Origin of the sequence: Streptomyces sp. NBC_00019 (assembly GCF_045041015.1) — a bacterium.
Lineage (GTDB): Bacteria > Actinomycetota > Actinomycetes > Streptomycetales > Streptomycetaceae > Streptomyces.
Genome location: NZ_CP108302.1, coordinates 7,237,450 through 7,255,312, shown reverse-complemented (window position 1 = coordinate 7,255,312; position 17,863 = coordinate 7,237,450). Strand labels below are relative to the sequence as shown.

The 17,863-nt window shown below is 70.3% G+C and carries 19 protein-coding genes and 1 riboswitch; of the genes, 9 read left to right on the top strand and 10 right to left on the bottom strand.

From position 1 onward, the window contains the following. Window positions 1–33: 33 nt before the first annotated feature. The 4 genes from OHU89_RS34365 to OHU89_RS34350 form a co-directional block, all read right to left on the bottom strand. The gene (locus OHU89_RS34365) at window positions 34–1,044 is read right to left on the bottom strand and encodes an ABC transporter permease (protein WP_266887777.1); all 1,011 of its coding nucleotides are present in this window, start codon (window positions 1,042–1,044) and stop codon (window positions 34–36) included. Window positions 1,045–1,357: 313 nt separating this feature from the next. Beyond that, complete coding sequence (locus OHU89_RS34360) at window positions 1,358–2,158, bottom strand: enhanced serine sensitivity protein SseB C-terminal domain-containing protein (protein ID WP_405648775.1); 801 nt, start codon at window positions 2,156–2,158, stop codon at window positions 1,358–1,360. A gap of 134 nt (window positions 2,159–2,292) precedes the next feature. Beyond that, the gene (locus OHU89_RS34355) at window positions 2,293–3,063 is read right to left on the bottom strand and encodes an enhanced serine sensitivity protein SseB (RefSeq protein WP_405648772.1); all 771 of its coding nucleotides are present in this window, start codon (window positions 3,061–3,063) and stop codon (window positions 2,293–2,295) included. A gap of 80 nt (window positions 3,064–3,143) precedes the next feature. Then, entirely contained in the window at window positions 3,144–3,806 is a 663-nt protein-coding gene (locus tag OHU89_RS34350; RefSeq protein WP_405648769.1) for an AAA family ATPase, read from the bottom strand. A 221-nt stretch (window positions 3,807–4,027) separates the two neighbouring features. Next, window positions 4,028–4,137, top strand: a riboswitch (glycine riboswitch). 144 nt (window positions 4,138–4,281) lie between these two features. On the opposite strand from OHU89_RS34350, the gene gcvT reads away from it, so the two are divergent. From gcvT to OHU89_RS34320, 6 genes are all read left to right on the top strand, one after another. Then, window positions 4,282–5,397, top strand: a complete 1,116-nt coding sequence (gcvT, locus tag OHU89_RS34345; RefSeq protein ID WP_405648767.1) for a glycine cleavage system aminomethyltransferase GcvT — start codon at window positions 4,282–4,284, stop codon at window positions 5,395–5,397. Window positions 5,398–5,515: 118 nt separating this feature from the next. Further along, entirely contained in the window at window positions 5,516–5,893 is a 378-nt protein-coding gene (gene gcvH / locus OHU89_RS34340; protein WP_266887787.1) for a glycine cleavage system protein GcvH, read from the top strand. A 16-nt stretch (window positions 5,894–5,909) separates the two neighbouring features. Next, window positions 5,910–7,196, top strand: coding sequence for a serine hydroxymethyltransferase (glyA, locus tag OHU89_RS34335; RefSeq protein ID WP_405648763.1), 1,287 nt, complete (start codon window positions 5,910–5,912; stop codon window positions 7,194–7,196). Between the two features lie 56 nt (window positions 7,197–7,252). Next, on the top strand, window positions 7,253–8,620 hold the full coding sequence (locus OHU89_RS34330; RefSeq protein ID WP_266887791.1) for an L-serine ammonia-lyase: 1,368 nt from the start codon (window positions 7,253–7,255) through the stop codon (window positions 8,618–8,620). 69 nt (window positions 8,621–8,689) lie between these two features. Continuing rightward, window positions 8,690–9,247: a glycoside hydrolase family 25 protein gene (locus OHU89_RS34325; protein ID WP_405648761.1), complete on the top strand. Its 558-nt coding sequence runs from the start codon at window positions 8,690–8,692 to the stop codon at window positions 9,245–9,247. A 20-nt stretch (window positions 9,248–9,267) separates the two neighbouring features. Next, on the top strand, window positions 9,268–9,810 hold the full coding sequence (locus OHU89_RS34320; RefSeq protein WP_405648759.1) for an MOSC domain-containing protein: 543 nt from the start codon (window positions 9,268–9,270) through the stop codon (window positions 9,808–9,810). An 80-nt stretch (window positions 9,811–9,890) separates the two neighbouring features. Here the strand turns inward: OHU89_RS34320 and OHU89_RS34315 are convergent, their stop codons facing one another. Both OHU89_RS34315 and OHU89_RS34310 read right to left on the bottom strand, forming a co-directional pair. Next, complete coding sequence (locus OHU89_RS34315) at window positions 9,891–10,574, bottom strand: NADPH-dependent F420 reductase (RefSeq protein ID WP_405654780.1); 684 nt, start codon at window positions 10,572–10,574, stop codon at window positions 9,891–9,893. Window positions 10,575–10,633: 59 nt separating this feature from the next. Then, on the bottom strand, window positions 10,634–11,632 hold the full coding sequence (locus tag OHU89_RS34310) for a zinc-dependent alcohol dehydrogenase family protein (protein WP_405648758.1): 999 nt from the start codon (window positions 11,630–11,632) through the stop codon (window positions 10,634–10,636). Window positions 11,633–11,734: 102 nt separating this feature from the next. Here OHU89_RS34310 and OHU89_RS34305 point away from each other — a divergent pair, with 102 nt between their 5' ends. Continuing rightward, window positions 11,735–12,661 carry an AraC family transcriptional regulator gene (locus tag OHU89_RS34305; protein WP_405648755.1) on the top strand — a complete coding sequence of 309 codons (927 nt, stop codon included), beginning with the start codon at window positions 11,735–11,737 and terminating at the stop codon, window positions 12,659–12,661. Here the strand turns inward: OHU89_RS34305 and OHU89_RS34300 are convergent. Further along, complete coding sequence (locus tag OHU89_RS34300; RefSeq protein ID WP_405648753.1) at window positions 12,609–13,346, bottom strand: FadR/GntR family transcriptional regulator; 738 nt, start codon at window positions 13,344–13,346, stop codon at window positions 12,609–12,611. The two genes, OHU89_RS34305 and OHU89_RS34300, sit on opposite strands and share 53 nt — an antisense overlap. 210 nt (window positions 13,347–13,556) lie before the next feature. On the opposite strand from OHU89_RS34300, the gene OHU89_RS34295 reads away from it, so the two are divergent. Then, window positions 13,557–15,206, top strand: coding sequence for a 2-isopropylmalate synthase (locus OHU89_RS34295; protein ID WP_405648751.1), 1,650 nt, complete (start codon window positions 13,557–13,559; stop codon window positions 15,204–15,206). 156 nt (window positions 15,207–15,362) lie between these two features. Here the strand turns inward: OHU89_RS34295 and OHU89_RS34290 are convergent, their stop codons facing one another. Together OHU89_RS34290 and OHU89_RS34285 are read right to left on the bottom strand one after the other, a co-directional pair. Then, entirely contained in the window at window positions 15,363–15,575 is a 213-nt protein-coding gene (locus tag OHU89_RS34290) for an EF-hand domain-containing protein (protein ID WP_046262585.1), read from the bottom strand. Window positions 15,576–15,626: 51 nt separating this feature from the next. Further along, on the bottom strand, window positions 15,627–16,544 hold the full coding sequence (locus tag OHU89_RS34285) for a MerR family transcriptional regulator (protein ID WP_405648749.1): 918 nt from the start codon (window positions 16,542–16,544) through the stop codon (window positions 15,627–15,629). A 50-nt stretch (window positions 16,545–16,594) separates the two neighbouring features. On the opposite strand from OHU89_RS34285, the gene OHU89_RS34280 reads away from it, so the two are divergent. Then, entirely contained in the window at window positions 16,595–17,263 is a 669-nt protein-coding gene (locus tag OHU89_RS34280; protein WP_405648747.1) for a GNAT family N-acetyltransferase, read from the top strand. Here the strand turns inward: OHU89_RS34280 and OHU89_RS34275 are convergent. Continuing rightward, window positions 17,217–17,810 (bottom strand): ADP-ribosyltransferase, encoded by a 594-nt coding sequence (locus OHU89_RS34275; RefSeq protein ID WP_405648744.1) that lies wholly within the window; start codon window positions 17,808–17,810, stop codon window positions 17,217–17,219. The two genes, OHU89_RS34280 and OHU89_RS34275, sit on opposite strands and share 47 nt — an antisense overlap. Between the last annotated feature and the right edge of the window lie 53 nt (window positions 17,811–17,863).

Here is a 17,863-nt window from a genome sequence, read left to right as displayed (position 1 = left end):
GTTGGTGCCACGGGACGCTTTGTGTACGGCAGTTCAGCGGGAACCCTTCGGGTCCAGCGCGTCACGCACGCCGTCGCCGAAGAGGTTGAAGGCCAGAACGGTGATGAAGATCGCTACACCGGGGACCACCATGTACGTGGGGTCCGACTTGTAGTAGTCGATCGCGTTCGAGAGCATCTGCCCCCAGGAGGCCGTGGGCGGCTTGACGCCCACGCCCAGGAAGCTGAGCGCCGCCTCGGTGAGGATGTTGGTGGGGATCATCATCGTCGTGTAGACGATGATCGGCGCGACCAGGTTGGGCAGCAGTTCCTTGAACAGGATGTAGAACCGCCCGGCGCCGAGCGAGCGGGCCGCCTCGACGTATTCGCGCTCGCGCAGCGAGAGCGTCTGGCCGCGCACCACGCGTCCGATGTAGGGCCACCCGAAGAAGCCGATGACCAGGATCATCACGAACAGGCGCACGTCGGTGCCGGTCAGTCCCAGCATCTGGTTCGGCATGACGGAGACCAGCGCGATGATGAAGAGCAGCTGCGGGAAGGCCAGCAGACCGTCCATGACCCGGCTGATGGCCGAGTCGATCCAGCCGCCGAAGAAGCCGGCCAGGATGCCCAGGACCGTGCCGATGACGACGGCGACGATCGCGGACAGGAAGCCGACGAGCAGGGAGATGCGGGCGCCGTAGAGGACCCGGGCGAAGATGTCCCGGCCGTTGACCGGCTCGACACCCAGCCAGTGGTCGCCGCTGACACCACCGAAGGACCCCTTGGGGGTGCCGAACAGCGGGTCGATCAGGTCTTTGTCGTTGTACGTGTTCGGGTCCTGCCCGTACAGGCTGGTGATCACCGGCGCGAGCAGAGCGACGACGATGAGGAAGAGCACGACAATGCCGCCCGCGAGCGCGAGTTTGTCCCGCTTCAGGCGCTCCCAGGCGATCCGTCCCAGGGAACGCCCCTGTACGGCCTTGGCGTCGGCGCTGATAACCGCCGCTTCTTCGGCCGCGCTCGGGGCCGCTTCCGCGGTCGGCTCGTGCAATGGTGCCGTCATCTGGCAGGGGCCCCTCTCAACCGGCGGTAGCCGGCCTTCACTTGCCGCTGTGGCGGCGTGATCAGTCCGTCGTACACAGGGGCGAACCCACCCCTGCTGCGGGAGTCTTCAACGCTTTGGCGATCTGTTGCCAGACTTGGCGGTGAAAGGATGCATAAACGTGATGCGGCTAGGAGGGTTCCGTTATCCGGACGCCGGGTAACGGCCGCCGGACGGGGACCAGTTGGGACAATGAGGGCCTCATAGGGGTCTTCTGCCCTCATCTACGCGCGCAGATACACTCCCGTAACAGAAGAGCCTGTGCCGGTCTGGATCAGTAGCCGCCGGGTGCCGGAGGGTAGCCGTACCCGGCCGCCGGGGCCTGGGCCGGAGCCGCGGCATGTGCCTCGCGGTCGTAGAAGGGGCGGGCGCTTCCGCGCATCCACATCGCGACCGGGTCGTACTCGTCGGACATGGCGACGGTCGACACCGGCAGCCCGTCCGGGACCGCTCCGATGGACTGCTGCATCATCGCGCGCACCGAGTCCACGGCGGGCGGACTGGTGTCGTACACATCCAGACCGATGGCGAGATACGGCGCCCCGAGCGCGGGCTGCACCCAGGCGCGGCGCAGCGAGCGGATGGCCGGGGTGCGGTGGGCGTTCTGCGCGATCAGGCCGTAGAACTGCGGAATCTCGATCCCGGGCTCCGACAGTCGCAGCGGGCCGGCGGGCTGGCGCTCCAGGCCGGTGGCGATCCGGCGCAGGTCGAGCCAGGGGATGCCGACGCCGCCGCCGGGGGCGTGCGGGTTGAGCCAGAGGCCGAAGTGGTCGGGGTAGAGGGTGCGGGCGACGTCGACCCCGTCGACGACCTCGTAGGAGCGGTTCCACCCACTGGCGCTCAGCTCCTGGGCGGAGGTCACGCACGGGGCGTATCCGTACCCGCCCACCTCCATGTTTCCGTACTGGGCGTCGGGCGAGCCCGACTGGCCATGCCAGAGGAGCATCCAGATCTGGCCGGAGGAGGGGGTGGCGAGGGCGCGAAGGAGTGCCTCGTAGGCGTCGTATCGCCCCGGCGTCACCTGGCGCAGCATGTGCTCGACCTGGCCGGTCGCGGCGGTGCCGCTCGCGCTCACCTTCTACCGCCCCTTCGGGAAAGTTGCGTGTGTCTGCCGACAGCTTAAGCGGTGACGGCTCGGGGCTTGCGGTGGTCTGCGGGGTGCCGGTACGTCGTGGCTTGTCGCGCAGTTCCCCGCGCCCCTGGGTGGGTCTAGTGACCCTGTGTGTAGAACGGACGTACCTTTTCTCGCATCCAGTGGCCCACCGGGTCATCCGCTACGTCGAGAAGGACCAGATTCACCGGCCATCTCACCGGGGTCCGGGTCAGGGCGCGGCCCAGTGCGTCCATCGGGAGGGTACGCAGGTCGCCCTCCCATTGGGAGAGTTCGACGCCCACGAACATCACGGGCTCGGCCGTCTCGATCGAGGCCAGACAGCGGCGGGCCGTGAGGACCACGCCGGTCGCGGCGAACTCGGCGGAGGCGGTGGCGAGGAAGTCGACCGGGTCCTCCTGCCAGTCCGGCTCGTAGAGCTTGACGCGGCCGCCGGTGTTGGGGCCGTCCAGCGGGGTGCGGCCGATGCGGCAGAGCTCGGCGACGGCCGGCGGCGGGAGCGGGATGCCGACCACACCGTCCGGGTTCACGGCGATCCCGATGTGCGGGGGCAGACCGCGCGCGAACTCGACCGCGGGCGCGATCGTGTACGCCATGTGCCCGCCCGCGACCTGCCGGAACTGCTCCTCGGAGCTGAAGACCGGGACGTACGCCTGGCCCTCGATCTCCATGCTGGGCAGGTCCAGGGGGCCGCTGTGCGGGCCGCCGCCGTTCGGCAGCGGGATCCAGACGAAGCTCCGGCCCAGGACCTCGATGATCCGGCCGCCGGCCGCGGGCATGCCGAGGGAGGCCGAGAGCACCTCCTCCAGCTCGTTGCCGGGCCATCCGCCGCCGTGCGGATGGGGGTGTGCCTGTGCCGGGAATGCCATCTGTCCGTCCGCCTGCCGAGTGCTGCCGCTTGTGGCTTGTCTGTGGCTGAAAAGGCTAGCGGGTACGGAGGCGGCTGAGGTCAGCCCGTGAAACCGACCCGGCGCAGGGTGTCCGCCGCGTCCCGGTCGAGCAGCACCGCCGAGCCGACGCCCTGCGGCAGGTCGCCCTTGGCCACGGAGCGGATCAGCCGGGCGGCCGCCGTGCGGTGCCGCAGGAAGGCGTACTTCGAGACGCCGCGGCCGCGCTCGCGCTGACCGGCCAGCGCGGTGTCCGGCGCGACGTCGAGCAGCAGCAGATGCAGGCTGCCGCCACGGCGGCGGGCCTCGCGGGCCAGCCAGCCGCGCACCCAGGACTGGGTGCCGCAGTCGTGCACGACGACACCCTTGCCGGAGCGCAGGGCACGGAACAGACCGAAGTAGTGGGCGACGCGGACGAGGGGACGGTAGATCGCGTACGGCAGGAAGCGCGGCGCCCGCTCGTCCCAGCGGTCGCGGGTGTCCTGGGAGTCGATCCGTATGCCCTTGACCGCCCGCCGCATCAGAGTGGACTTGCCGCTGCCGGGCAGACCGGTGATCACGACCAGGTCCTCCGGGGCGAAGAGCAGGGCGTGCGGGCTGTGGCCGGCGCGGTCGCGCAGGTCGCGGACGACCGGTTGCTCCGCGCACGTCTCCCGGGCCGGAGCGGCCGGCTGTGCGGGCAGCGCGACGGCCGAGGTGGTGGCGTACGCAGTGGTCCTGTTCACCGTGATCGTCCTCCCCTGGGGCGGGTCACGAGTTCCCATCCCCGTCGAGTGTAAAGAGAAGGTAATCCGCGGCGCCTCCTGTTTCCGTCCGTTTCTCGCAACAGGCCTGCTACAGGGTGCGGCGAGTGACGGTGGAGGCTGTGCGACCTCTGTGGGAGCCACCCCTGCCCCGCCGGACGGATGCGTGCAATGATGTCCGCGCCAACTGCATACCGGCCGTTTGAATCCGCGCGGGAGAGTTCCGGGCCGTACGTTCTCGTACGAGTGCCCGGGCGCCGAAGGAGCAAGTCCCTCCCTTGAATCTCTCAGGCCCCGTTACCGCGCGGGCGAGGCACATCTGAAAAGCGAGCCGCCCTCCGGCGGCTCCACCCAAGGTGCAAGTCATGTCCCCTGCGGTCATGGCGAACCTCTCAGGTTCCGATGACAGATGGGGAGGAACGACCTCGCCCGTCATGCCTTGGGAGACAACCGTCCGATGAGCAATGAACCCCGCCTTACCGCGCTCGATGCCCTGCATCGCTCGCTCGGCGCGACGATGACCGACTTCGCCGGCTGGGACATGCCCCTGCGCTACGGCTCCGAGCGCGACGAGCACAACGCCGTACGCACGAAGGCCGGGCTCTTCGACCTCTCGCACATGGGCGAGATCACGGTGAGCGGACCGCAGGCGGCCGCCCTCCTGAACCACGCCCTGGTCGGCAACATCGCCTCCGTCGGCGTGGGCCGCGCCCGCTACACCATGATCTGCCGCGAGGACGGCGGCATCCTCGACGACCTGATCGTCTACCGGCTCCAAGAGACCGAGTACATGGTCGTCGCGAACGCCTCCAACGCCCAGGTCGTCCTGGACGCGCTCGTGGAGCGTGCGGCCGGCTTCGACGCCGAGGTGCGGGACGACCGCGACGCGTACGCGCTGCTCGCCGTCCAGGGCCCGGAGTCGCCGGGGATCCTCGCCTCGCTCACCGACGCCGACCTCGACGGACTGAAGTACTACGCCGGGCTGCCCGGCACGGTCGCCGGCGTCCCGGCGCTCATCGCGCGCACCGGTTACACGGGCGAGGACGGCTTCGAGCTGTTCGTGAAGCCCGAGCACGCGGTCGAGCTGTGGCAGGCCCTGACCAAGGCGGGCGAAGGCGTCGGCCTGGTCCCCTGCGGTCTGTCCTGCCGGGACACGCTGCGCCTGGAGGCGGGCATGCCGCTGTACGGGCATGAGCTGTCGACCGAGCTGACCCCCTTCGACGCGGGCCTCGGGCGCGTGGTGAAGTTCGAGAAGGAGGGCGACTTCGTCGGGCGCGAGGCGCTCACCGTGGCCGCCGCCCGAGCTCAGGACAGCCCCCCGCGCGTCCTCGTCGGCCTGATCGCCGAAGGCCGCCGGGTCCCCCGCGCCGGGTACGCCGTGGTCGCCGACGGCCAGGTGATCGGCGAGGTCACCTCCGGCGCCCCCTCGCCCACGCTGGGCAAGCCGATCGCGATGGCCTACGTCGACGCCGCGCACGCCGCGCCGGGCACCACCGGAGTCGGTGTGGACATCCGGGGCAGCCACGAGCCCTACGAGGTCGTGGCTCTGCCGTTCTATAAGCGCCAGAAGTAGACACTGGACGCGAGGTCGCGCGCCCGCGCGTGACCCTGCGCACATTTCCGCTGCTCACGCACGTTTCCAGCAGTCCCCCATCCACCAGCACTCCCCCGCGTACAGGAGAATTCAGGCCATGAGCAACCCCCAGCAGCTGCGCTACAGCAAGGAGCACGAGTGGCTGTCGGGCGCCGAGGACGGCGTCTCGACGGTCGGCATCACGGAGCACGCGGCCAACGCCCTCGGCGATGTCGTCTTCGTGCAGCTCCCGGAGGTCGGTGACACGGTGACCGCGGGCGAGACCTGCGGCGAGCTGGAGTCGACCAAGTCGGTCTCCGACCTGTACTCCCCGGTCTCCGGTGAGGTCACCGGGGTCAACGAGGACGTCGTCAACGACCCGTCGCTGGTGAACTCCGCCCCCTTCGAGGGCGGCTGGCTGTTCAAGGTACGCATCGCGGACGAGCCGGCCGACCTGCTCTCCGCCGACGAGTACACCGCCTTTTCCGCCGGCTGAGAGGTCGTAGCACCACATGTCCGAGAAGTCGCTTCTCAACCAGTCCCTGCACGAGCTGGACCCGGATGTCGCCGCCGCGGTCGACGCCGAGCTGGACCGCCAGCAGTCCACCCTGGAGATGATCGCCTCCGAGAACTTCGCGCCGGTCGCGGTCATGGAGGCCCAGGGCTCGGTCCTGACCAACAAGTACGCCGAGGGCTACCCGGGCCGCCGCTACTACGGCGGCTGCGAGCACGTCGACGTCGCCGAGCAGATCGCCATCGACCGGGTCAAGGCCCTGTTCGGCGCCGAATACGCCAACGTCCAGCCGCACTCGGGCGCCTCCGCCAACCAGGCAGCGCTGTTCGCGCTGGCCTCCCCCGGCGACACCATCCTGGGCCTGGACCTGGCCCACGGCGGCCACCTCACCCACGGCATGCGGCTGAACTTCTCCGGCAAGCAGTTCAACGTGGTCGCCTACCACGTGGACGACGCCGGCCTGGTCGACATGGCCGAGGTCGAACGCCTCGCCAAGGAACACCGCCCCAAGGTGATCATCGCCGGCTGGTCCGCCTACCCGCGCCGGCTGGACTTCGCCGAGTTCCGCCGGATCGCCGACGAGGTCGAGGCGTACCTGTGGGTCGACATGGCGCACTTCGCCGGCCTGGTCGCCGCCGGACTGCACCCCAACCCGGTCGAGCACGCCGACGTCGTCACCTCCACCACGCACAAGACCCTCGGCGGTCCGCGCGGCGGGATCATCCTGGCGAAGAAGGCCTTCGCGAAGAAGCTCAACTCGTCCGTCTTCCCGGGCTTCCAGGGCGGTCCGCTGGAGCATGTGATCGCGGCCAAGGCGGTCTCCTTCAAGGTCGCCGCCTCGCAGGAGTTCAAGGAGCGCCAGGCGCGTACGGTGGAAGGCGCGCGGATCCTCGCGGAGCGGCTGACGGCCGCGGATGCCCGTGAGGCCGGCGTGAACGTGCTGTCCGGCGGCACCGACGTCCACCTGATCCTGGTCGACCTGCGCGAGTCCGAGCTGGACGGCCAGCAGGCCGAGGACCGTCTCCACGAGGTCGGCATCACCGTCAACCGCAACGCCGTCCCCAACGACCCGCGCCCCCCGATGGTGACCTCGGGCCTGCGGATCGGCACCCCGGCGCTGGCCACCCGCGGCTTCACCGCCGAGGACTTCACCGAGGTCGCGGACGTCATCGCCTCCGCACTGAAGGCGCCCTCTCCCTTCCAGGGAGCCGACGTCGAAAGCCTGAAGGCCCGGGTCAAGGCCCTCGCCGACAAGCACCCGCTGTACCCCGGCCTGAACAAGTAGTTCCCTGGTGGGGGCACCCGATGACGTGTGCCCCCACCCTTTCGCAAGGAGTTCCCGTGGCCATCTCGGTCTTCGACCTGTTCTCGATCGGCATCGGCCCGTCGAGCTCGCACACGGTCGGCCCGATGCGTGCGGCCCGTATGTTCGCCCGCCGTCTGCGCAACGAGGGCCTGCTGCCCGACGTCGCCTCGGTCCGCTCGGAGCTCTACGGCTCCCTGGGCGCGACCGGCCATGGCCACGGCACCCCCAAGGCGGTGCTGCTGGGACTCGAAGGAGCGTCTCCGCGCACGGTCGACGTGGAGGGGGCGGACGAGCGGGTGTCGGCGATCAAGGACACGGGGGTCCTGAAGCTCCTCGGGGAGCGCGAGATCCCGTTCTCCTTCGACGACGACCTCGTCCTGCACCGGCGTAAGGCACTGCCGTACCACGCGAACGGCATGACGCTGTGGGCGTACGACGCGGCGGGTGCGGAGCTGTTGTCCAAGACGTACTACTCGGTCGGCGGTGGCTTCGTCGTCGACGAGGACGCGGTGGGCGAGGACCGGATCAAGCTGGACGACACCGTCCTGAAGTACTCCTTCCGCACGGGCGACGAACTGCTGCGCGTGACCCGGGAGACGGGGCTGTCGATCTCCGCGCTGATGCTGGAGAACGAGCGTGCCTGGCGCACCGAGGAGGAGATCCGCGCGGGCCTGCTGGAGATCTGGCGGGTGATGCAGGCCTGCGTCTCACGGGGCATGTCGCGGGAGGGCATCCTGCCGGGCGGGCTGCGGGTCAAGCGCCGCGCCGCCGTCACGGCACGCCAACTGCGGGCGGAGGGCGATCCGTTGGCGCACGCGATGGAGTGGATCACGCTCTACGCGATGGCGGTGAACGAGGAGAACGCGGCGGGCGGCCGGGTCGTCACGGCCCCGACGAACGGCGCCGCCGGCATCATCCCGGCCGTCCTCCACTACTACATCAACTTCGTGCCGGGCGCCGACGAGGACGGGGTCGTGCGGTTCCTGCTGGCCGCGGGCGCGATCGGCATGCTCTTCAAGGAGAACGCCTCCATCTCCGGCGCCGAGGTCGGCTGCCAGGGCGAGGTCGGCTCCGCCTGCTCGATGGCCGCGGGCGCGCTCGCGGAGGTCCTCGGCGGCTCCCCGGAACAGGTCGAGAACGCCGCGGAGATCGGCATGGAACACAACCTCGGCCTGACCTGCGACCCCGTCGGCGGCCTCGTCCAGATCCCCTGCATCGAACGCAACGGCATGGCCGCGGTCAAGGCGGTCACCGCGGCGCGGATGGCGATGCGCGGGGACGGCTCGCACAAGGTGTCCCTGGACAAGGTCATCAAGACCATGAAGGAGACCGGGGCGGACATGTCGGTGAAGTACAAGGAGACCGCGCGGGGCGGGTTGGCGGTCAACATCATCGAGTGCTGAACTCCCCTTCGCCTTAAGGTGTGGGGTACTCCAACTCCTGTCCCCCTACGGCATTTCGAGGAGTCCCCCATGCTGCGCGGCATCGACGTCAGCTCGTACCAGTCCTCCTCCTACGACACGGACGGCTTCTCCTTCGTCTTCATCAAAGCGACGGAGGGCCGCACGTACACCAACCCCAAACTGGCGGCCCAGACGAAGACGGCCCGCGACGCCGGCCTGGTCGTCGGCTACTACCACTTCCTCTGGCCGGGCAACCTCACCGCCCAGGCGGAACACTTCGTCAGCAAGGCCCCGGAGCGGGCCGGCGAGATCCTCGCGGTGGACTGGGAGACGACCGGGGACGGGACGCACGCGACCAACGCGGAGAAGGACCGGTTCATCCGGAAGCTGAAGGAGCTGCGGCCGGACAACAGGGTCGTCCTCTACTGCAACCGCAACTTTTGGTTGGGCATCGACAAGACTTCCTATGCCGGCGACGCCCTCTGGATCGCCGACTACGTGACCGCGGGCAAGCCCCGTATCAAGGCGAAGTGGCTCTTCCACCAGTACACCGACGATCCGGTGGACAAGAACGTCGCGGACTTCGCGAGCAAGGCCGCTCTGCGGGCGTGGGCGGAGAACGCCTGACCGCATTTATGCTGCTCGGCATGGGTGGGACAGTCGCTGCCGTCAGCAGCAATGGGACGTATTCGTTCACCAAGCCGAACCGGGAGAGCATCACGCTGCTCGCCGGGATCGGGGTGGAGGGGGATGTGCATGCCGGGGAGACGGTGAAGCATCGGTTTCGGATGGAGAAGGATGCTTCGCAGCCGAATCTGCGGCAGGTGCACCTCATCCATGAGGAGTTGTTCGAGGAGGTGCGGGAGGCCGGGTTCGAGGTGGGTGCCGGGGAGCTCGGGGAGAACGTCACCACTCGGGGGATCGATCTGCTGGGGCTGCCGTTCGGGGCTCGGCTGCATCTTGGGGCGCAGGCCGTCGTCGAGGTGACCGGGCTGCGGAATCCCTGTGCGCAGATCGACAACTTCCAGAAGGGGCTCATGAAGCAGGTCGTCGGGCGGGACGAGAGCGGCGTGGTGCGGTTCAAGTCCGGGATCATGAGCGTCGTTCTCGAAGGCGGCGTCGTGCGGCCCGGGGATGCCATCAAGGTCGAGCTTCCCGACGGACCGCACGTGCCGCTGGAGATCGTCTGACGCCGGTCGGGAACCGCGCGACCAGCCACGACGGCGCCGCTGACGAGCGACTGCACATCGCGGCTGGTCCAGCGGAGCGCTCAGCCGCGGAAGTCCGCCGGGCGCTCCGGGCTCGCCTCCGCCAGCGCCTTCGAGACCGCCTCGACGCCCTCCCGCAGTCCGTACACCGGCGTGTCCGGTTGCTGGCGCCAGGACTCGTCGAGGCCGCCCGAGTCGACCGTGTCGAAGCCGAGTTCGTCGATCAGGGCGCGGACCTTCGACTTGGCCGCCGCGTCGTCGCCCGCGACCGGGAGTGCCTGGCGGTCGGGGGTGCCGGCCGGGCGGTGGCGGTCCAGGATGTCCTGGGCGTAGGTGCCGTTGAACGCCTTGATCACGGGATGGCCGAGGTGCTGTTCCGTCCAGCGGCTCTCCGTGAGGCCCCCGTCCTCGATCGCGGCGATCCGGCCGTCGCGCTGCCGGGGGTAGTAGTTGCCGGTGTCGATGACCGCGACCCCGTCCGCCGCCTCGGCGAAGAGGCCCGAAGGCAGGTCGGGGATCGCCTTCAGCGGGATCGTGACGACGACCACCTCCGCGCCACGCGCAGCCTCCTCGACCGGGACGGGCGTCGCACCCGTCTCCTTCGCCAGCTCGGTGAGCGTGTGCGGGCCGCGGGAGTTCGCGACGGACACCTCGTGACCGAGAGCGGTGAGCCTCCGGGTCAGGTTGCCGCCGATCTGTCCCGCGCCGATGATGCCGATCTTCATGACAGCCCTCTCAAGGTCGATGCATGTGCATGCGTCTGAGCAGGGCAACCCGGGAGGGCCGGGGGGTATTCCGGGCGGCCTCAGATCCGTACGACGATCTTCCCCGTGTGCCGGTTCGACTCCATCAGCCGATGAGCGTCCTGGATACGGTCCAGCCCGTCGAAGACCTCGGCCACCACCGGCCGGAACCCCCCGTCCGCCAGCCCCGCGTTCAGGAACGCCGTGGAGCGGCGGCGGCCCCCCGGTGTCGCGGTGAGGGTCATGTTGGCGTACGTGTGGATCGTGAACGGCCAGTTCCAGGGGATCTCGGCGGGACGGCGGTCCAGCCAGCCGTAGACCAGGACCGTGCCGCCCTCCGCGAGCGCTTCGGCCAGCGGGCGGAACCCGGGACCGCCGATCGCGTCGAAGATCACCTCGGCGCCCCGGCCGCCGGTGAGCCGTCTGACCTCCTTGGCCACCGTCTCGGCGTCGCCCCCGGAGACGATCACCTCCGCCGCCCCCGCGTCCAGCAGACCTTGCCGCTTCGCCTCCGTACGAGTCGTCGCCAGCGGAATCGCGCCGATGCGCCGCGCGACCTGGATCGCGGCGGTGCCGACCCCGCTGGAGGCGCCCGTGATCAGGACGTGGTCGCCGGGCCGCAGGCCGGCCGTCTCCAGGAGGCCGCCGTACGCCGTCGTGTAGGTCAGCCAGGACGCCGCCCCCGTGACGGCGTCCACGGAGGCGGGGCGGGGCAGTACCGCGCTCTCGGGCAGCACGACCCGCTCCGCGTACACACCCTGTGCGCTCATCTCGATGCCGGGTCCGGTCGTCACCGGGTCGCCGACGGCGAGTTCGGTGACGCCCTCGCCGATCGCCTCGACGACGCCGGAGGCCTCGTAGCCGAGGCGGGAGGCGGGGAGGGCGGGCTGGTAGTAGTAGGTGCCCGAGCGGAAGAGGGCCTCGGCGCGGTTGAGGCCCAACGCCTCGATACGTACGGCGACTTGACCGGGGCCCGGCGCGGGCACGGTCACGTCCTCGATCCTGAGGACATCAGGTCCGCCGATTTCATGAAAGAGCACGGTACGTGCGGTAGTTGACATGGCGTCCACGCTAGGAGTCCGGGGCGAGACGATCCATGTCCGCCGGTCTCCCTTACCTGTCCGTACGTCTCCCTCCCCCAACTCCCCGCTACCGTTGCGGACATGGACGTACTCAGCGACGCGATCGCCGCGATGCGCGCCGGCCGGCCGCACTCGGGGCGCCGGGACAAGTACGCGCCCTGGGGGATGCGGATCGAGGACTCGGAGGGTGCCGGGTTCCATGTGGTGCTGCGGGGGTCGGCCTGGCTGATCCCCACGGTGGGCGAGCCGGTGGCGCTCGGACCGGGGGACGTGGTGTTCCTGGCACACGGGCGGGGGTACGCGCTGGCGAGCGGACTGGACGTGGAGCCGGAGGTCGTACGGCTGAACCCGGACGGGAGTCTCCCCGAACTCCCCTCCCCCGCGAGGGAGTCCACGACGACCCCCGACACCGTCATGCTGTGCGGTGCCTACTGGCTGGACCGCAGCCGGGCCCACCCCCTGCTGTCCGAGCTGCCGGAGGTGGTGCATCTGCCCGCCAGAGTCGGCACCCACCGGTCACTGCGGGCGGCGGTGGAGCTGCTGGGCACGGAACTGGTGGAGCCGCAGCCGGGGTCGGACACCATCGTCTCCTCGCTCCTGGACACCCTGCTGCTCTACATCCTGCGCGCCTGGTGGCAGGGCGAGGCGCACACCGGCGGGCACCCGACCGGCTGGGCCGCCGCGCTCGCCGACCCCGCGGTGGCGGCGGCGCTCCAGGCCATCCACGCCGCCCCGGACCGCCCCTGGACGGTGGAGGAACTCGGCGCCCACGGCGGCCTGTCCCGGGCGGCCTTCTCCCGACGGTTCACCGCGCTCGTGGGGCGCCCGCCGCTGACGTATCTGACGTGGTGGCGCATGACGACCGCCGGCCGGCTGCTCCGCGAGGACGACCTGCCCCTGCGTCTGGTCGCCCGACGCACCGGCTACACCTCGGAGTTCGCCTTCGCCAAGGCTTTCAAGAGGGAGTACGGGGTGGCGCCGGGGCAGTACCGGAGGAAGGCGTCCTAGCCCTGTCCTGGCCCGCGAAGGGATCCTCCAACTCCTCGCGCACCACCTCGGCCGCCGCCTCCGCGTCCCCGTCCGCGATCGCCCGGACCATCGCCTCGTGCGCCTCGTCCGCCGTGTTGGGGTCGTGCGTGCGCAGGCCGGTCAGGGACAGGAGGTCGATGAGGCCCTGCCGCAGGACCGGTGTGAACTCCGCGAACAGGTCGTCGAGCACGGGGTTGTGCGCGGCCGCCACCACGGCCGCGTGGAAGGCGATGTCCGCGTCGACGAACGCCGTGTCGTCCGCGCCCGAAGCCTCCCGGCGCCCCTCCAGCGCCGCCTCCATCGCCGCCACGTCCTCGGGCGTACGCCGACGTGCGGCGAGGCGGGCCGCGTGGACCTCGACCGCCATGCGGACCTCGTAGACGTCGGTGACCGCGGCGCGCCGCAGCCGGGTGGGCCAGTCCCGCGTCGGCTCGGTCGTGAGGACGAAGACGCCGGCGCCCTGGCGGGGCTGCACCAGACCCGCGCCGGCCAGCGCGCGGAGCGCCTCGCGGACCGTCGAGCGGCCCACGCCGAGGTCCCTGGCGAGCGTCGTCTCGCCGGGCAGCTTGCTGCCGACCGCCCAGTGACCGGAGGCGATCTGCTCGCGCAGACGCTCGGCGGCCTGTTCCACCAAGGGGCTGGGGCGGAGGGGACCTGGCGACATCGTCCGTTCACCAACTTGTCTGAGGAGTTTTCCGTACCTCAGTCATTTTCACTTGTCTGAGGAGCTGAGGAGTGGTTAGCGTAGCCCTTATGACGTTCCGCGGTCTTCTTCTCGGCTGCCGCGGCGGGGCCTGACGCGACCGGCACCCCGCCGCGGGTCGCCGTGCTGCCGGTCACCGTCCGACCGAGCCGACGAAGGCAGCAGCAGACGATGACCCTCACCTGGAATCCGCAGCGGCCCAGTGCCATGCCGTTCCACCGCTACCGCCCCTACGACCAGCGCGTCGACGTCCCCGTCACCGACCGCGGCTGGCCCTCCGCCCGTGTCGAGCGTGCCCCGCTCTGGGTCCCCGTCGACCTGCGCGACGGCAACCAGGCGCTGGCCGAGCCGATGGACACCCCGCGCAAGCGCCGCTTCTTCGACCTGCTGGTCTCCATGGGCTTCAAGGAGATCGAGGTCGGCTATCCGTCCGCGAGCCGGACCGACTTCGACTTCGTACGGCATCTGGTGTCCGACGGCGCCGTACCGGACGACGTCACCCCCGTCGTCTTCACCCCGGCCCGGCGCGAGCTGATCGACCGGACCTTCGACTCGATCGAAGGCCTCCCCCGTGCCGTCGTCCACCTGTACATCGCGACCTCGCCGGTGTGGCGGGACGTCGTCCTGGGCCGGGACCGGGACGAGGTGTGGCGGACGGTGAAGGAGGCGGCCGAGCACATGGTCCGGCGGGCAGCGCCCGGAGTCCGCTTCCAGTTCTCGCCCGAGACCTTCAACCTCACCGAGCCGGACTTCGTCCTGGAGCTGTGCGACCGGCTGACCGAGCTGTGGGACGCGAGCCCGGACCGTCCGGTCACGCACAACCTCCCGGCGACAGTGGAGATCGCGACCCCCAACGTCTACGCCGACCAGATCGAATACTTCCACCGCCAACTGTCCCGCCGCGACTCGGTCATCCTCTCCGTCCACCCCCACAACGACCGCGGCACCGGCGTCGCCTGCGCCGAGCTCTCCGTGCTGGCCGGGGCGCAGCGGGTCGAGGGCTGTCTGTTCGGCAACGGGGAGCGGACGGGCAACGTCGACCTGGTCACCCTGGCGCTGAACCTGTACGCCCAGGGTGTGGACCCGATGATCGACTTCAGCGACATCGACGCGGTGAAGGAGACGGTCGAGCACTGCAACCGGCTGCCGGTGCATCCCCGCCACCCCTACGCCGGGGACCTCGTCCACACCGCCTTCTCGGGGACGCACCAGGACGCCATCAGCAAGGGCTTCGCCCGCCGGGCCGAGCACCCGGACGCGCCCTGGGACGTCCCGTACCTGCCGATCGACCCGGCCGACATCGGCCGTTCCTACGAGGCGGTGATCCGTGTGAACTCCCAGTCGGGCAAGGGCGGAATGGCGTACCTGCTCAAGGCCCACCACGGCATCGACCTGCCGGCCCGCATGCGGCCCGACTTCTCGCGGGTCGTCCAGGAGGCCACGGACGACAGCGGGCGGGAGATGACGCCGAAGGAGCTGTACGACCTGTTCCGTTCCACGTACGTCGTGACGGACGGAGAGGTCGCCCTGGAGGCCTGGTCGGTCCACCGGGACGAGTCCGGCGCGCACCGCTTCGTCTGCACCCTGCGCACGGGGGATCGTACGGGCGACTACGAGGGCACCGGCGCCGGCCCGGTGACCGCGTTCGTCGATGCGCTGGCCGGCGCCGGATTCACGGTCCGCGTCCGGGACTTCGCCGAGGACGGCACGGCGGCCTACGCCGAGTGCGAGACGGACGACGTCCCGGCCTGGGGCGCCGGCGAGGGCCGGGGCGCCTCCGTCCAGGCGGTGCTGTCGGCGGTGAACCGGGCGCTGCGGTGAGGGAGGTAACTGCGTGCCGAGGGGGTGGATGTCGTACGGGACGGGCGGCCGCCGAGATCGGCATCGACATGCTGGCGACCTTCCTCCGCGACGCGCGCACGACATGACGAAGGGGGGCGCCCGAAGCCGAAGCCGGGCGTCCCCCTTTCGTGCGCGTCACTTGCTGAGGTATGCCCAGAACTCGTCGAAGGACAGCACCTTGTCGCCGTTCAGGTCACGTGCCTTGATGATCACCTCGGCGACCGAGTCGGTGACGTTCCAGTCGCCGGCCTGGGCGAGGGCGGTCTTGAACTCGGCGGCGGTGATGAAGCCGTCACCGTCCGTGTCGATCCGTTCGAAATGCTTGCGTGCCTCGTCGATGTCCGCCACCGAGCCGCCCCTTTTTCGTCGTTCCTTGCCGTCTTGCTGACGGAGGCCAGATTATCCGGCGCTCCGAGCGCGCAGAGCGGCGACCACCCACGCGAACTCTTCCTCGTACGACGGCTGGGGCTCGAGCCCGTTCACGACGGCCGACAGCTCGCGGTACCGGGCGAGCCGCAGGTTCGTTCCCGCCTCGAGACGCTTGAGCACCTCGGCCCGGTCGGCGTCCCCGAGGAGACCGGCCAGCAGCTCGTCCGCCTCCGGCGCCTCGGGGGCGATCCCGCGCCGACGCGCCTCCCCTGCCAGCTGGACGAGCCGGCTCATGAACCACAGGGACGTCCCGGCGGGGACATCGGGCCCCCGGTCCGCCGCGTTGAACTCGACGGCCCTGCGCATCAGCGCCCGGAACTCCGGGTCCTGGATGAGTTCGGCCAGCTCCACCCACGCGTCCACCTGCTCGGGGCTGGGCTCGTCCGGCAGGTTGGCGGCGCCGGCGAACCGCAGCCGGGTGCGGATGTCGGGATCCGCCGTGTCGAGCCCCTCGAAGATCTCCGCCATGAAGTCCTCGATGATCCTGCGCCGCTCTGCGGCGGACAGTCGTGCCAGCTTGTTCATCAGTGTCATCTCCTCCGCGGTCGACCCGCGTCGCGAAACGGTCGACAGCACCGCCCGGGTCACCTTCAGCGAGCGGATCTGCGCGTCCAGCGCCACCACATGTGCCGCCGCGACCTCCGCCACCGTCCGCTCCCCGTCCAGCACCGTGCGCACGTCCACCAGGCCGAGGCCCAGCTCGCGCAGCGTGCGGATCAGTTCGAGGCGGGCGACGGACTCCGTGTCGTAGAGGCGGTAGCCGCCGTCCGAGCGGGTCACCGGCGTGAGCACGCCCTCGTCGGACCAGTAGCGGATGGTCCGGACGGTCAGGCCGGTGGCCCTCGCCAGCTCGCCGATGGTGAAAAGCCCGGTGCCGTCGTCGATCATGTCTGCGAGTCTGGGCCTTCCAGTGGGTGGAGACTCAAGGAGCGGGTGCGGTGGAGACTCTTCGGGACATTCTCGACGCGGCCGCCCTCGGTGTCTTCCCGCCGCCGGACGGCCGTACGACCGTCGTGCCGCAGGCCTGCGCCCGGGACGCGGGCGTGCTCGCCTTCACCGCGCACTCCGTCGTCTTCACGGACGAGGACCCGCGGTGGGTGTACGACACGCTGGCGGCCCTGGAGTGCGATCCGCTGGCCGCGACCATGAACCCGGGTTTCCTGGCGGCCTTCATGGCGCGGACGGGGCGGACGGCCGAGACCATCGACGCGATGTTCGTCGGCTCGCCCCTGCCCGGGGAACCTCCGCTCGCGCTGGCGGAGATCACGGACGCCGCTCATCCGCGCATCGCGTACGCCCGCGGGCGCCGCGACGACGTACGGGCCTGGACGACCGACGGCGGGGTGCTGGTGGCGGGGCGCGGGATCGGTGGCCGGCTGGAGGTCTCGCTGGAGGTGGACGAGGACGTACGGCACCGGGGGCTGGGGCGACTGCTCCTGACCGCCGCCCGGCAGCTCGTCGAGGAGCCGCTGTGGGCCCAGGTCGCCCCCGGGAACGCCCGCAGCACACGGGCGTTCCAGGCGGCGGGTTACCGTCCCGTCGGCGCGGAGGCGCTGCTGCTCAGTGCCAGGCCTCGAAGTGCGGGTTGCTCTGACAGCCGCTCATGATCTCGGTCTTGGTCGTCTTGTTCACCGGGCAGACCCCGACGATGTACTTCCGCTCGATCCCGCCGGGGAAGGCGACCTCGACCTGGTCGGCCCACTTGTGGGTGTCGCCGATGGTCTTGTTCACGTCCACGCCGCCGGGGGCGTCGATGTAGTAGTTGTAGCCCGACTTCCACCACGTCTTGTACAGGTCGTGGTCGTACGTCGTGGAGACGTACGGGGAGGGCTGGTTGACCAGGACGTACTTCTCGATGTCGTACTGGCCGTCGATGACGTCCCTGGGCTTGAAGCCCTCCGCGAAGACGATCTCGGGGCCGCGGCCGTCGCTGCGGTAGAGCGTGCCGCAGGTCTTGCGCCAGACCGGGTCCGGGGTGATGCGGTCGACCTCGACGCGCTTGTCGACGGCCGCCTTGATCGGGTCGTCGAACTGGACGGGGCAGTCGCGGGGGACGGGGGCCTGCGCGGGAGCGGCGGCCGCCGTGGTCGCGAAGACGGCGGCGAGGGACAGGACGGCGGCAGCGGCCCGCCGCCGCAGCTGAGTTGTGATCATGGGGAGCACAATTCCGGTTCCGCGGCGGCGGGTTGTGGATCATCACTCGTACG

Excerpts from the sequence above, each read along its gene's own strand:
- OHU89_RS34365 (WP_266887777.1), bottom strand. The coding sequence starts at position 1,044 with ATGACGGCACCATTGCACGAGCCGACCGCGGAAGCGGCCCCGAGCGCG.
- OHU89_RS34355 (WP_405648772.1), bottom strand. The coding sequence starts at position 3,063 with ATGGCATTCCCGGCACAGGCACACCCCCATCCGCACGGCGGCGGATGG.
- gcvT (WP_405648767.1), top strand. The coding sequence starts at position 4,282 with ATGAGCAATGAACCCCGCCTTACCGCGCTCGATGCCCTGCATCGCTCG.
- gcvH (WP_266887787.1), top strand. The coding sequence starts at position 5,516 with ATGAGCAACCCCCAGCAGCTGCGCTACAGCAAGGAGCACGAGTGGCTG.
- glyA (WP_405648763.1), top strand. The coding sequence starts at position 5,910 with ATGTCCGAGAAGTCGCTTCTCAACCAGTCCCTGCACGAGCTGGACCCG.
- OHU89_RS34325 (WP_405648761.1), top strand. The coding sequence starts at position 8,690 with ATGCTGCGCGGCATCGACGTCAGCTCGTACCAGTCCTCCTCCTACGAC.
- OHU89_RS34320 (WP_405648759.1), top strand. The coding sequence starts at position 9,268 with ATGGGTGGGACAGTCGCTGCCGTCAGCAGCAATGGGACGTATTCGTTC.
- OHU89_RS34310 (WP_405648758.1), bottom strand. The coding sequence starts at position 11,632 with ATGTCAACTACCGCACGTACCGTGCTCTTTCATGAAATCGGCGGACCT.
- OHU89_RS34305 (WP_405648755.1), top strand. The coding sequence starts at position 11,735 with ATGGACGTACTCAGCGACGCGATCGCCGCGATGCGCGCCGGCCGGCCG.
- OHU89_RS34300 (WP_405648753.1), bottom strand. The coding sequence starts at position 13,346 with ATGTCGCCAGGTCCCCTCCGCCCCAGCCCCTTGGTGGAACAGGCCGCC.
- OHU89_RS34295 (WP_405648751.1), top strand. The coding sequence starts at position 13,557 with ATGACCCTCACCTGGAATCCGCAGCGGCCCAGTGCCATGCCGTTCCAC.
- OHU89_RS34285 (WP_405648749.1), bottom strand. The coding sequence starts at position 16,544 with ATGATCGACGACGGCACCGGGCTTTTCACCATCGGCGAGCTGGCGAGG.
- OHU89_RS34275 (WP_405648744.1), bottom strand. The coding sequence starts at position 17,810 with ATGATCACAACTCAGCTGCGGCGGCGGGCCGCTGCCGCCGTCCTGTCC.